Annotated in this window: 17 protein-coding genes and 1 riboswitch; of the genes, 7 read left to right on the forward strand and 10 right to left on the reverse strand. The window is 38.0% G+C overall.

Annotated elements, in window-relative coordinates; genetic code table 11:
• Positions 1 to 67 precede the first annotated feature (67 nt).
• The gene (locus MKY71_RS15750; protein WP_339173624.1) at positions 68 to 1,159 is read left to right on the forward strand and encodes a CdaR family transcriptional regulator; all 1,092 of its coding nucleotides are present in this window, start codon (positions 68 to 70) and stop codon (positions 1,157 to 1,159) included.
• Between the two features lie 102 nt (positions 1,160 to 1,261).
• Here the strand turns inward: MKY71_RS15750 and MKY71_RS15755 are convergent, their stop codons facing one another.
• Together MKY71_RS15755 and MKY71_RS15760 are read right to left on the reverse strand one after the other, a co-directional pair.
• Positions 1,262 to 2,197: a YihY/virulence factor BrkB family protein gene (locus tag MKY71_RS15755; protein ID WP_339173626.1), complete on the reverse strand. Its 936-nt coding sequence runs from the start codon at positions 2,195 to 2,197 to the stop codon at positions 1,262 to 1,264.
• A 54-nt stretch (positions 2,198 to 2,251) separates the two neighbouring features.
• Entirely contained in the window at positions 2,252 to 2,581 is a 330-nt protein-coding gene (locus tag MKY71_RS15760) for a YtxH domain-containing protein (protein WP_339173629.1), read from the reverse strand.
• Between the two features lie 184 nt (positions 2,582 to 2,765).
• Between MKY71_RS15760 and MKY71_RS15765 the strand changes: the two genes are divergently transcribed.
• Positions 2,766 to 2,987: a DUF1128 domain-containing protein gene (locus MKY71_RS15765; RefSeq protein WP_339173631.1), complete on the forward strand. Its 222-nt coding sequence runs from the start codon at positions 2,766 to 2,768 to the stop codon at positions 2,985 to 2,987.
• An 86-nt stretch (positions 2,988 to 3,073) separates the two neighbouring features.
• Here MKY71_RS15765 and MKY71_RS15770 read toward each other — a convergent pair whose 3' ends face one another.
• The 4 genes from MKY71_RS15770 to motA all read right to left on the reverse strand — a co-directional run bounded on the left by MKY71_RS15770 (position 3,074) and on the right by motA (position 6,783).
• Positions 3,074 to 3,982, reverse strand: a complete 909-nt coding sequence (locus MKY71_RS15770; RefSeq protein ID WP_339173634.1) for a pseudouridine-5'-phosphate glycosidase — start codon at positions 3,980 to 3,982, stop codon at positions 3,074 to 3,076.
• On the reverse strand, positions 3,982 to 5,070 hold the full coding sequence (locus tag MKY71_RS15775; RefSeq protein ID WP_340733241.1) for a carbohydrate kinase: 1,089 nt from the start codon (positions 5,068 to 5,070) through the stop codon (positions 3,982 to 3,984). The genes MKY71_RS15770 and MKY71_RS15775 overlap by 1 nt, the downstream gene beginning before the upstream one ends.
• Before the next feature lie 173 nt (positions 5,071 to 5,243).
• On the reverse strand, positions 5,244 to 5,999 hold the full coding sequence (gene motB / locus MKY71_RS15780) for a flagellar motor protein MotB (RefSeq protein WP_339173639.1): 756 nt from the start codon (positions 5,997 to 5,999) through the stop codon (positions 5,244 to 5,246).
• Positions 5,983 to 6,783 (reverse strand): flagellar motor stator protein MotA, encoded by an 801-nt coding sequence (motA, locus tag MKY71_RS15785; protein WP_339173640.1) that lies wholly within the window; start codon positions 6,781 to 6,783, stop codon positions 5,983 to 5,985. The genes motB and motA overlap by 17 nt, the downstream gene beginning before the upstream one ends.
• Before the next feature lie 192 nt (positions 6,784 to 6,975).
• Here motA and MKY71_RS15790 point away from each other — a divergent pair, with 192 nt between their 5' ends.
• From MKY71_RS15790 to MKY71_RS15800, 3 genes are all read left to right on the forward strand, one after another.
• Positions 6,976 to 8,211, forward strand: a complete 1,236-nt coding sequence (locus MKY71_RS15790) for an aminopeptidase (RefSeq protein WP_339173642.1) — start codon at positions 6,976 to 6,978, stop codon at positions 8,209 to 8,211.
• A gap of 160 nt (positions 8,212 to 8,371) precedes the next feature.
• Complete coding sequence (locus tag MKY71_RS15795; RefSeq protein WP_339173645.1) at positions 8,372 to 8,572, forward strand: hypothetical protein; 201 nt, start codon at positions 8,372 to 8,374, stop codon at positions 8,570 to 8,572.
• Positions 8,573 to 8,734: 162 nt separating this feature from the next.
• Complete coding sequence (locus tag MKY71_RS15800; RefSeq protein WP_251690696.1) at positions 8,735 to 9,304, forward strand: beta-class carbonic anhydrase; 570 nt, start codon at positions 8,735 to 8,737, stop codon at positions 9,302 to 9,304.
• Between the two features lie 57 nt (positions 9,305 to 9,361).
• Here MKY71_RS15800 and MKY71_RS15805 read toward each other — a convergent pair whose 3' ends face one another.
• The 4 genes from MKY71_RS15805 to thiT all read right to left on the reverse strand — a co-directional run bounded on the left by MKY71_RS15805 (position 9,362) and on the right by thiT (position 12,517).
• Positions 9,362 to 9,922, reverse strand: a complete 561-nt coding sequence (locus MKY71_RS15805) for a GNAT family N-acetyltransferase (RefSeq protein ID WP_339173650.1) — start codon at positions 9,920 to 9,922, stop codon at positions 9,362 to 9,364.
• 74 nt (positions 9,923 to 9,996) lie between these two features.
• A complete protein-coding gene (locus MKY71_RS15810; RefSeq protein WP_339173653.1) occupies positions 9,997 to 10,839 on the reverse strand; it encodes a polyphosphate kinase 2 family protein in 843 nt (280 codons plus the stop codon).
• A 169-nt stretch (positions 10,840 to 11,008) separates the two neighbouring features.
• Entirely contained in the window at positions 11,009 to 11,761 is a 753-nt protein-coding gene (gene map / locus MKY71_RS15815) for a type I methionyl aminopeptidase (protein WP_339173655.1), read from the reverse strand.
• A 189-nt stretch (positions 11,762 to 11,950) separates the two neighbouring features.
• Positions 11,951 to 12,517: an energy-coupled thiamine transporter ThiT gene (gene thiT / locus MKY71_RS15820; protein ID WP_339173658.1), complete on the reverse strand. Its 567-nt coding sequence runs from the start codon at positions 12,515 to 12,517 to the stop codon at positions 11,951 to 11,953.
• A gap of 101 nt (positions 12,518 to 12,618) precedes the next feature.
• Positions 12,619 to 12,727, reverse strand: a riboswitch (TPP riboswitch).
• A gap of 115 nt (positions 12,728 to 12,842) precedes the next feature.
• On the opposite strand from thiT, the gene MKY71_RS15825 reads away from it, so the two are divergent.
• Both MKY71_RS15825 and MKY71_RS15830 read left to right on the forward strand, forming a co-directional pair.
• Positions 12,843 to 13,175 carry a DUF4870 domain-containing protein gene (locus MKY71_RS15825; RefSeq protein ID WP_339173660.1) on the forward strand — a complete coding sequence of 111 codons (333 nt, stop codon included), beginning with the start codon at positions 12,843 to 12,845 and terminating at the stop codon, positions 13,173 to 13,175.
• A 68-nt stretch (positions 13,176 to 13,243) separates the two neighbouring features.
• On the forward strand, positions 13,244 to 13,375 hold the full coding sequence (locus MKY71_RS15830) for a hypothetical protein (protein ID WP_340733243.1): 132 nt from the start codon (positions 13,244 to 13,246) through the stop codon (positions 13,373 to 13,375).
• The last annotated feature ends 35 nt before the right edge of the window (positions 13,376 to 13,410 follow it).

The raw sequence follows: 13,410 nt of genomic DNA on the forward strand, positions 1-13,410 counted from the left end.
AAATTCTGAATTTACTTTATACTTATTGTATAATTTTTTTATAAATATTACTTTATTTTTGTACGAGGTGTATAAATTGTTAACGTTAAGGCTGGCAAACGAAATTGTAGAGCAAACAATGCTTCGATTAAAGCGTAATGTAAATGTGATGAACATTGACGGTATTATATTGGCTTCCGGTGATAAGGAACGGGTGGAAAAGTTTCACGAAGGTGCAAAGTATGTAGCGGAAACGAAGAAAACACTCATAATTTCAGATGACAATCTACATGAATTCCCCCAAACAAAACATGGGATTAATTTGCCGATCTTCTTTCAGGAGGAAATCGTTTGTATTATTGGAATTACCGGTGTGGTCGATGAGGAGCTGCTAAATATTTCTTCACTAGTTCAGCTAACAGCAGAAGTTTTAGTTCATCAGGCGCTTATCGAATCTAAAAGCGAGTGGCAGCGGAAAATGAGTGTACATATTTTTGAAGAACTGACTAGCGGTACATCCATTAATCGTGTTATAAAAGAACGGATAAAAAAACTGGCTATTCCTTTTATTGCTCCATATTGCATCATATTATTGAAGGCCGAGCAAAAGACTGGTTCCCACCGGACACTTATTCAATATATCGAGGATTTCTTTTATAACAAACCCGTCATATTTGGACATTTTCAGTTGGACGAATATTTTATATTAACGACTGAAATGGATCAGCCTACTCTCGTTAAATTAGTAGAAGCTTTTAATACATATATTAAAAGCAAATTCAGTATAAAAATTGCTGTCGGTGAACAAGCAGATACTCTCGAACGTTTACCGCATTCCTATAGAACAGCACAACTCGCTTTAAGACATCACAATACCGGATCGAAAGTAATTTACCATAAGGAAGTTGAAGTTTTCACGCTGTTTAATCCGGAGGCTGCCCAGCACTACAGTATAAAAACACTAAATGGGCTGGATGATAAATTATTAATTACTTTGCAAAGTTTTTTTAATAATAATAAATCCTTTTCAGCAACTGCCGATGAACTGCAAATACACCGACATACATTAACTTACCGGCTATCTCAAATTAGAGAGCACACGAATTTGAATCCTACGGAGTTTCACGATGCACTAAAACTTCAAATCGCCCTATGGCACCGTGAAGGACTAAATCAATAAAAAGTTTGGACATAAAAAAAGCTATTTTCCTCTAAAGAAAAATAGCTTTTTGCTGAGCGTTAAAATTGATTTCCATCAAGGGAAGCTTTCCACGGGTACACCTTAAAAAACAGGTGATTTAGCTTGCTTTTTACTTTCCTTTGCAAGCTGTCTTTTTTGGAATGATGCGTTTAGTAATCCGCCAAGGATGAGAATCATTCCTGTGAAATAGAGCCAAAGCATTAATATAATGACCCCGCCGATACTTCCGTATGTTGAGCTGTAATTTCCGAAATTGTTAATATAGAATGAGAATCCGTAAGTTAATACAAGCCAGCCCAATGTCGCAAATACAGCTCCTGGAATAACACTAAACATCGTTAATCGCGGGTCGGTATTCGGAACAATCCAATACATGATTGAGATTACGATGAAAATAAGTGTTGGCGGCATAATCCAGCGCACAAAGGTCCAAATGGTTGTGAATGATTCCTCTACACCAAAATAGCCGAAAACGATATTACCGATTTGCTGACCAAACACCGGGAATAACAGGGCGATTAAAATAACTGCCACTAATGCAACTGTAAAAACAAGTGACCATAAACGGTTTAAAAACCCTGCTCTGCCTTCAACATCGTACGCACGGTTTAATGCTTTCATCAGTGCATCAACACCTCTTGAGGCAGACCAGAGCGTACCAATAATACCGATTGAAAGCAGTCCGCCGTTTTGATTGTTTAAAACATCAGCTAGCGTAGTTTCAATCAGTCCATATACTTCGTCAGGCATTACATCACTTAAAAAGTCGAATATTTGCCCTTGTTCCAAATTTAAATACGGTAAAAGCGTTACCATAAAAATAAGCATCGGGAAAAATGATAACAGGAAAAAATAGGCCAGCTGTGCCCCCATGCCTGACATGTCCACATTCTTAATTCGATAAATTAAATCCTGGATGAACCCTTTTGTCGTCAATACATTTATTTGGCTGCGCTCGGGCGAAACATATGATTTAACTAGTGAGATCTTTTCTTTTAGTTCTTCTTTTTCTTCCATGCTGCCACCACCTGTTCACATTATGTTGATTCAGTGGATATCATGGACATCCGGTTACCCGATTTGATCATCCTTTTTCGAGAAAGCCTGAATCGTTTCAGAAACCATACTTTGAATTGTAGCTGGTAACTCTTTAATATCATTTTGATTTTGCATAATTGTTTGGACACCATTATTTACTGTTCCATACAATGATTGCGCTTGTTCCATTTTTGTTTCTACCAATGCCATTAATTCATCGCGGTTTTCGGAATAATACGCTACTGTATCCTTCGCTTTTTTGGCTGTTTCAACAGTATGCTCTCTAGTTTGTTTATCCAACATACTAATTGCTGCTCCAGTTACAGCTCCAATCGCTATAAAAGGTAATAGTTTACTTTTCATTAATTTTTCTCCTCCTATATATGCTTTCGTATTCCCCTAATAATTTTTCATAAAACTTCTCTATTTGTATTTTAACGAATGTTCGATATTATTAAAAGTATTCAGTAAACTTTAACCTGTTGACAATATGATGGTTGCATGAAATGATATTTTTGTAAACATTGAAAGGTAGGGCACACAAATTATGGACTTATCAAATCCGTCGCAGCAAAATGTCGTCTATATGATTGAGCAGATTAAAGAAAAACTTCGTATGGTAAATGTTGATGCTATGCAGTCTTCTTCATTTGACGAAGAAAAATACGAAGATCTACAATATTTATATGAAATGGTTATGAAACGCGATTCATTCAGCCCAAGTGAAATGAATGCCATCGTAGCAGAACTAGGCGCCCTTCGTAAATAACCTCAGCTGTATAATGTGAAAAAGAAGCTTATCGATTCATTCGACAAGCTTCTTTTTTTCATTTCCTATTCCCCAGGAAATAATAATTATTTATTTAATTCGACAGCAATTTTTGCGCCTACACGAGCATTATGTTTTACAAGGGCAATATTTGCATCAAGTGATTTGCCTTCTGTCAGTTCTTTCACTTTACCTAGTAGGAATGGCGTTACATTTTTACCAGCGATACCTTGTTCTTTTGCTTCATTTAATGCATTTTCAATAATTCCGTCGATTACACTTGATTCCATAGCATCTTCTACTGGAATTGGGTTAGCGATCAATGCACCGCCACGTAGACCTAAATCCCATTTTGCGCGTAAAATTGCGGCAGTTTCTTCTGCAGTATCAACACGGATATTTACATCGAATTCACTTTCACGTGCGTAGAATGCAGGCAATTTATCTGTTCCGTAACCGATTACCGGTACACCTTTTGTTTCAAGGTATTCCAATGTTAAGCCGATATCTAAAATTGATTTTGCACCTGCACATACTACAGCAACATTTGTCATTGCCAGCTCTTCCAAGTCTGCAGAAATATCCATTGTTGTTTCGGCACCACGGTGAACTCCACCAATACCGCCTGTTACGAATAATTCAATGCCAGCAAGCTCAGCACAGATCATTGTTGCTGCTACAGTCGTTGCACCGATTTTTTTTGTTGCAAGTAAATAGCCGATATCACGACGGCTTGTTTTTGCTACACCTTGAGCATTACCGAACATTTCTAATTCTTCATCAGATAAACCGATTTTAATTTTTCCATCGATTAATGCGATTGTTGCCGGCACTGCACCGCCATCACGAATGATTTGTTCCACTTCGCGAGCTGTTTGTACATTTTGTGGATACGGCATACCGTGTGAAATAATTGTTGATTCCAATGCGACGATCGGTAAGCCTTTCTCTTTAGCTTCTAATACCTCTTGTGAATATGATAAATATTGTTCCATTATAAATTCCTCCATTCAAGTAAGTTATCTTTTGTTAAATCTTCACGAACTGTTTTATCTGATTGTAAAGTTTTCGATGCATTTACCAACCCGAGCTGGATTGCCTCTACAAGCACCTCATCGTTTAATACACCGTGTAAAAATGCACTGACAAATGCGTCCCCGGCACCGGTAACATCTACTATGTTTCTCGTTGCAATGGCCTTGTAATGTACTACCTTGCCTTCATTACCTACCATAACTCCGTGCTCGCCTAAAGTGAGCACAACATGTTCCGCTCCTTTTTGCATCAACATATTAACAGCCTTGTCATAATGGCTGAATGTATCCAGCTTCACATTTAAATAGCTTTCCGCTTCATCACGGTTGCAAATAAAGTAGCGTATACCGGTCAGATCTTGCGGCATATGCTTCATTTTAGGTGAAGAAACAGGGATAACCGCCAATGCGATATTACGCTCTATTGCAAATTTCCTAATATATTCTACTGTCTCCAGCGGACTGTTTAAATCGATGACAATACAGCTGGCATTTTGTAATATTGCTTCGTGCTTCTTTAGAATACTCGGCAACAGCTGATCATAAATCTCCATATTTGCCATTGATATTACGAGTTCGCCCGTATTATCAAGTACTGCTGTATAGGAACCTGTATTATAATCGCTTAATTTCTCTACTAAATCCACATTCATCATACTTTTACAATTTTGTTCAATAAATGCACTATCATGATCTTCACCCATTACAGTAATAAGGGAAACACGGTTGCCTAAACGTCCTAAGTTTTCTGCGATATTACGGGCTACACCGCCTACAGATTCTGTAACCGCAGCAGGATTGGAAGTCCCCAGCTGGACATTTTGCTCAATAGTGAATTTACGATCGATATTGGCACCACCAATTGCAATGATTTGATTTTTTTCCGGCAAAACATAGGCACGTCCTAAAATTTCTCCACGTTTTATGAGCGATGAAATCATGTTGGCAAGCGCCGGCCTGGACATACCAAGTTGTTCTGCCATTTCCTGTTGTGATAAGTAGGGATTTCTTTTTATTAATTGAAAAATTAATTTTTCCTTTTCATTCAACTTTATCACCTCGAATCAAACATTTGTTTATAATTATAAACTTTTGTTTGATGAATGTCAAATTAACATTAATTTTTTCATTCCAAGTAGTATGGAAGTACTTTCTTCTATTATGAGTTATGAATCAACAAAAAAGCTGTTCAGAAGGTTTACCCTTCCAAACAGCTTTCTCATTATTCAACGATTATATCGCCATTTTCTGCTATACGCGGCTGTACGAGCACTTCAACACGACGGTTTTTAGCTCTGCCTTCTGCTGTATCATTTGTAGCAATCGGCTGGAATTCTCCAAAGCCTTTAACACTGAAGTATTTGGAATCCAGTCTTTCATTGCCCGAAACAATTTCCTTCATGAAGTTTACCGCACGCATAACCGACAGATCCCAGTTAGAATCAAATTCCGGTGTCTTAATCGGTACATTATCTGTATGACCTGTAATAACAATATTACGCGGTGGATCAAACATTAATAATTGAGCAAGCTCATCGGCAATTGTATTGTATTCCGCCTTTACATCCGCTCGCCCCATATCAAATAAAATACTGTCCCGGATTGTAATCAATAATCCTTCATCTGTCATTTTCGTTTCAAACTGGTCTTCGAGCTCATTAATCGCAATAAACTCGTCCACACGGTTTTGCGTTTCATGGAGGCGTTCCTGATCCTCCATATATTTGGATATTCCTGTTGGTGGCGTACTATCCGGTGATTGAATAATGGCTGGGTTATCCATTACTCCTGTACCACCAGTAAAAATATTATTAAATACTGCTGACATTTGCTCTAATTTCTGCTCATCCACAGAGCTTGATGCAAATAGTACGATAAATAATGCTAATAACAGAGTTAAAATATCTGCATAAGGTACTAACCAGGACTCGTCAATATGCTCCTCATGCTTTTTATGTCTTTTACGCTTCTTTGCCAAGGCCACCCGCCCCGCTTTCGGTAATTTGCTTACGTTCTTCCATCGTTAAATATGAAGCCAGTTTCTGCTCGATTACACGAGGTGCTTCACCTTCAAGTACGGATAAAATTCCTTCAATCATCATCATCTTTTGCTTCACTTCTACAGCAGACTTACGTTTTAGCTTGTTGGCAAACGGATGCCATAAAACGTAACCTGTGAAAATCCCCAATAATGTTGCCACAAAGGCCGCTGAAATGGCATGTCCTAATTTATCAATATCAGTCATATCTTTCAGGGCAGCGATAAGACCGACTACGGCACCCAATACCCCTAATGTCGGTGCATATGTACCTGCTTGCGAGAAAATACCTGCTCCACTTGCATGGCGATCTTCAAGCGCTTCAACTTCCTCTGTTAACACATCGCGAATATAGTCAGCGTTTTGACCATCAATCGCTAATGTCAGACCATTTTTTAAAAACGGATCTTCAATCTCAGCCGCTTTACTTTCTAACGCCAATAGTCCTTCACGACGAGCTAAGTCAGCCCATTGCGAAAACATTTTGATCAAGTCGATATCACTTGCGAGTTTTGTTTCAGAAAATAAGATTTTGAACAGCTTTGGAACTCTTTTTAGTTCCTTCATCGGGAAAGCGATTGTTACTGCAGCAATCGTACCGAAAATAATAATTAAAATCGCAGCAGGGTTTATTAACACTTCCGGTGTAACGCCCTTTAAGAACATCCCTACTAACAGGGCGATAAAGGCGATGATAATCCCAACAACTGATGATATATCCATATGTAGTACCTCCAAATTACGATGTCTTTTCTTTATTTCGGTATATTTAAATTTTTATTAACTTCCTTTACACTAGTTATAAGAAGATTTTTTTGTTTTTGACACATTATTGTTCTTTTCTAAGCTGGAATATGACTATTATTGTGTTGGAAATTAACTAATTTTTAAGATAATTATTGGAGGAATGAATCAATGAATTCTATGTTTGAAGCAAATTTAACGAAATACGCAGAACTGGCAGTAAAAATCGGTGTCAATATTCAGCCGAATCAATATTTGTATATTGCGGCTTCCATCGAATCGGCACCTTTTGTACAGGCAGTGACAAAAATCGCTTATGAAGTTGGAGCAAAACAAGTATTTGTAGATTATACAGATGATCAAATTACACGTGCTCGATATGAGTTGGCACCGGAAGATTCTTTCGATTTCTTCCCTCCTTGGAAAGTGCAGGAACGTGAATGGCTTGCTGAACAAGGTGCGGCATTTATGAGCATCGTATCCCAAAGTCCGGATTTACTGTCAGGGATCGATTCAAAACGAATTGCAGCATTCCAGAAAGCTTCTGGTACTGCATTGAACAAGTACCGTCAATATGTTCAGTCAGACAAAATCAGCTGGACGGTAATCGCTGCTCCATCAAAACAATGGGCTAGCAAAGTATTCCCTGAGTTACCGGAAGAAAAGCAAGCAGATGCATTATGGGATGCCATCTTTAAAGCGACACGTGCGGATCTGGACAACCCGGTTGAAGCTTGGGCACAGCATAATGATAACCTGCATGAAAAGGTTGATTACTTAAACAATAAAAACTATGCGAAATTACATTATACAGCTCCCGGGACGGACTTGACGATCGAACTGCCTAAAGGTCATTTATGGTGTGGTGCAGGCAGTGTCAATGAAAAAGGCGATGAGTTCATGGCAAATATGCCAACTGAAGAAGTTTTCACAGTACCGCATAAAGATGGTGTAAACGGGTATGTGACTAGTACAAAGCCATTAAGCTATGGCGGTAATATTATCGACAACTTCAAACTTACATTTGAAAACGGGCGCATTGTTAAAGTTGAGGCCGAGCAAGGTGAAGAAGTGTTAAAAAATCTTGTTGCTACAGATGAAGGCTCGCATTATTTAGGAGAAGTGGCGCTTGTTCCATTCCATTCTCCAATTTCACAGTCGAATATTTTATTCTACAATACATTATTCGATGAAAACGCATCAAACCACTTGGCAATCGGCAGTGCCTATGCATTTTGTATTGAAGGCGGAAAGACAATGTCACGTGACGAGTTAAAAGCTAACGGTCTAAACGAAAGCATTACACATGTTGACTTCATGATCGGTTCTGAACAGATGAATATTGATGGAATTACAGCAGACGGACAAGCTGAACCAGTTTTCCGTAATGGAAACTGGGCATTTTAACAGCTGTTTCAGTATTATTGCCAAATAATTAATTTTCAAGATGTCGTCATATTTACAATTTTTTCTACATTAACTAACTAAATTCCCCTACAATGTTCCAATTTATTAGGTTATAATTGGTTAATGATTGTTATCACTAAAATAGAGAGGAGTTTTTATAATGTTCGATCACCATTATCCGTTCTTATCTGACTTCTATACGATAGTGTTAGGGTTTACGGTAATACTTCTTGTATTCTTATTTATGTTTATTATGTACTTACGTATTGGTTTACAATCACACGACTCTGTTATAGTAGATTCAAAGGCAAACACATTTGCACCGAACGAAAAATCATTGGATGGTCACCATCATCATTAATATTTTTACAACCACTCTATTGAGTGGTTGTTTTTTTGATAGCGGATTTTTGCGATACTTCTCTCTTTTTAGTAGAAATTTATCCTTAATAGTGCGCATTTATTTGAATTATCTAAAAAATAATTTAAAATATAAAAGAATCGAAAGGGGTTTGAAGAACAAATGTCTGCATTACAAACAATTTTAGAGTTTAACGGAAAATTCGTAGATGAAAAACAATACGAGCAGTACGCTACAACAAAATATCCTGATAAAAAAATTGTTGTTTTAACATGTATGGATACGCGTTTAGTTGAATTACTGCCTAAAGCAATGAACTTGCGCAACGGGGATGTCAAAGTTGTAAAAAGTGCAGGAGCAATCGTAAATCACCCATTCGGCGGGATTATGCGTAGTTTACTTGTAGCAGTTTATGAGTTACAGGCGGATGAAGTATACATTATCGGCCACTACGACTGCGGGATGAGTGCAGTTGATCCGAATGTCATGATTGGTCATATGCTTGAACGTGGGGTTAAACAGGAAACGATCGACGTTATCAATTACGCTCGTTTTGATTTAAAAGAATGGTTATGCGGTTTTGGGGATGTTGAAACAAGTGTACTAAAAAGTGTTGACTTAGTCAGAACACATCCATTAATGCCAAAAGGTGTTCCGGTACATGGTCTTATTATCGACCCTGCAACAGGAAAGCTGGATTTAGTTACTGACGGCACAGTCGATCAAAAATAAATAATAAACAATAAGCGGGAGTACTCATCAACCGAATGAATGAGTACTCCCCCTTTTTTATGATATAGTTCCTCTGTATTCCCGCTGCAAAATAGCGTACATATAATGGTCGACCCATTTTCCGTTTATATATAACAGCTCCCGCAATAACCCTTCTCTTGTAAATCCGGACTTTTCCAATACACGAATGGAAGCTGAATTTGGTGGTGCAACATAGGCCTCTATTCTGTGAAGATTCAATGTGTTAAAAGCGAAATCCATCACTATACGGACCGCCTCAGTGACAATCCCCCTGCCTGTGAAATTCTCATCCATCGAATAGCCGATAAAACCGCTTGAGTACGGTAAACGTTTAATTGAATAAAGTGAAATGTGTCCGATTAACTGACCAGTCGCATTATAAAAAATGCCGAAAGAAAACTCCCGGTTTGACTGCAGCAAATGAATGCTTTCTAAAATTTTATTATACTGTACTTGTTCAGTATAAAATTCATCACGATGTAATGGCTCAAATTCGGACCAATACAATTTATTGTCTCTTAATAATTTTGCCAACCCTTTCGCATCCGACGGGGTAAATGTGCGAAGCGAACATTGTTGCCCAATTAGTCGAACCATTGGACCCTCCTTCTTGTGAAATAGCTTGAATAAGCTTTTCATTGAACCACCTTCATTTCATTTCAAAAGCTTGCCTACTGTTTTTTCAACTTCTTCTTTTTGGATTTTACAGGCTTTGGCTTTATATCTATAGATTCCGTTTTTTCTTTGTCTGTTGTTTTTTTATTACCCTTTTCGAAAATGTTTGTAAGTTTCATGCCCCGTTTTACAATTTCTTTTTCGATATGGGCAACTGTTTCTTTTAGTACTTGAACACGCGCGTAGTTTTTATTGTTCCCTGGTATTAAGTGCCAAGGCGCATTTTCCGAATCGGTTTTCTCAAACATTTCATCGGCTGCCTCACAATATAAATCAAATTTCTCACGGTTCCGCCAATCTTCATCCGTTAATTTCCATGACTTATATGGATCGGCTGCTCTTTCATTAAATCGTTTAAGCTGTTCATCCGAATCGATATGAATCCAAAATTTAATCATTATATAATCTTCATCTGTCAATTGCTTCTCAAAGCTATTGATTTCTTCATAAGCACGTTTCCATTCCGCTTCTTCAGCGAAGCCTTCGATACGCTCCACAAGGACCCGCCCATACCACGAACGGTCGAAAATCGCGATTTGTCCATGCTGCGGCAACTTTCTCCAGAAACGTTGCATATAATGATACCGCATCTCATGAGGCTGCGGGGCCGAAATCGGCCATACCAATAACCCGCGCGGATCGATACGTTCCGTCAGGCGCTTGATCGCTCCCCCTTTGCCTGCTGCATCCATTCCTTCAAATGCAATAATTAGGCCGATTTTATTGTTGAATAAAAATTGCTGGGCGTTTAGCATTTCGTATTGTAAAGCTTTCAATTGTTTCTTATAGATTTCCTTCTCCAGTTTTTGCGATAAATCCACATCTGTTAGCTTTTTCAAATAGCGCTGCCTCCCCTACTCCATTTATTTATGTATATTTTACTTGAAAGTATATGGAATTGGTAATTGTTGCAGTCATTTATTTGAATCATTTGATTATTTTATGTTTATACCTAGTTTTTATAGAACAAAAAAACGCGGGTGCACTGAGTGCTCCCACGTTTATAACTTAGTCTTCCAATGAAGTTAAAATGATTGGTTTATCTTTTGTTACAATAATCGAGTGTTCGATTTGGGCAACTAATGATTTGTCCGGTGTAATGAATGTCCAGCCGTCACCTGATTCTACGATATGCTCAGCCTTCGCCGAAATAAACGGCTCTACTGCCAACACCATACCTTCTTTCATGATTGTTGTATCCCAAGCATCATAATAGTTCAATACATGGTTTGGCTCTTCGTGTAATGATTTCCCTAAACCATGACCTGTTAAGTTCATAATTACTGTTAAACCGTGATCACGTGCTTCACGCTCTACCGCTTTACCGATTTGGTTTAATTTCGAACCGGCTTTAACCTTTGTCATCGCACGATCAAATGCCGATTTTGCTACAGTACAAAGTTTTTCTTTATCTTCATAACCTTCACCAACGACAAATGAAATACCTGTATCTGCAAAATAACCGTTTAAAGAGCCCGAAACATCTATGTTTACAATATCGCCTTCTTTGATGACCTTGTTCCCTGGAATACCATGTGCAACTTCGTGATTTACTGAAATGCATGTATATCCCGGAAAATCATATTCGCCTTTAGGACCGGAAACCGCGCCTGCTTCTGCAAACATACGGCCTGCAATCTCATCTAATTCTTTCGTTGTCACGCCAGGTACTGTCGCAGCTTTCATCGCCTCACGAATTTCAGCACAAACGCGTCCGATTTTTTTAAATGCCTGGATTTCTTCTTGAGTAGTAACAATCATGTGTAACTTCCTTCCTCTTAAACAATGTCTATCCTTAACTATAGCATACTTAAAATCGGTTGTAATTGTTCAAGGATTTTAAAATTTGCCGTTTTATTACTAATTTAGCACGACTTTCTACTATTAAATGGAGAAAAAGCTTGCAGCGGGCGAAGTATCCCTTGCTGCAAGCCTTGTATTTTCTATATATTATGTTGTTTTTACTTTTTGAAGCAAACGAGGAGCAGATGTGAATAAAATAACTGCGATGATTGCCGTAAGTATAGTAGCAGGTACCATATAAGTACTGTTGTAAATAATTGAGTAGGCCCATACATTATCATCGCCCGCGTATTCTTTAAAGAATACGACACCTGCGAGCAAGTGTGAAACAAATCTTAAAGCTCCGCCTATAAGTGCACCAATGACAATATAAAGTGCCATTTTTACTTTATTGAGCGATTGTGTAGCCTCTAATAACGGCTTTCTCACAATTGCCGCTAACCCTACTACAGTAAAGGCAAGCCCGTAATCTAAAATTGCCTGTAACCAGTGGACAATGTACGCACCGAACATCATTTGCATGACGCCGATCAGCAAGCCAGTTGTCAGTCCCGCCGTTAATCCCCAACGGATGGCCATTAACATGATCGGTACCATAACAAAACTGATCGATCCGCCTTGTGCCCACATCTTAAAGGATACTTGATCCAATACCAGTCCGATGGCAGCAAATATTGCGATTTCCACCATCATTAATAATTTCTTTCTGTCCATAACAATTCCCCTTTCTTTTTATCCGATGTAACAAAAGTGAAGAGGGATAGAAAAAGTAAAAAAACGATAATCAGGACAAAAGCCTGACTATCGTTTGAACAGTCGGATTCTATCCACATCCCTACGCAAGTGCTAACTTACAGGTTCAAAGAGTCAGTGCAATCCCGTGCACAATCTCAGCCGACTTTCTCGGCACCCCTTGTGGTACATCTAATTTTTATTGTTTGAACATGCTCATTGTAACGAATATTTTTACAACTTTCAACAGCTATTATTTTGAAACGTACTAGAATTACATATAATAGATACGAAGGAGTGATGAATAGTGGATCAATCGAAAGGTTTAAGTGCATTAAGCTATTTAAGTTTTTATTTTGCACCGTTTATTTTACCGTTAATTATATTTATTGTTACGAAAGATGATGCCGTTAAAGGCCATTCTAAAAAAGCATTCATTTCTCAACTCATACCGATACTATTAGGAATTCTGTATATTATTTACCTTTTTACTTCCGTTCTTTCCTTGAATGATACGTTGACCTTAAGTTTCCAGGATTTTTTCTTTAGTTCGCATTTTATCGGATTTATTCTTTTAGTCGTTATTACGTTCATCCTGGCGATTTGGAATTTAGTTCTAGCGATTAAAGTTTTACGTTAATGTTTATGAAAGCTCCTATTTTGGGTATATTTTTTATACGAAATGTATTCGTTAAGGAGTGTTTACTAATGAAATTAAATAAGCTTATTAAAACAGCAATTAAATATGGACCAATCGTGTACCCGATCATAAAAAAAATGATGGACAACAAAAAATCAACACCGCAACCTGCAACTACACGACGAACTCCAAAACGCTAACAAAAACACATTTCCCACTTTTGCGTGAGGGAAAT

The organism is Solibacillus sp. FSL W7-1324, assembly GCF_038008025.1.
Taxonomy (GTDB): Bacteria; Bacillota; Bacilli; order Bacillales_A; family Planococcaceae; genus Solibacillus.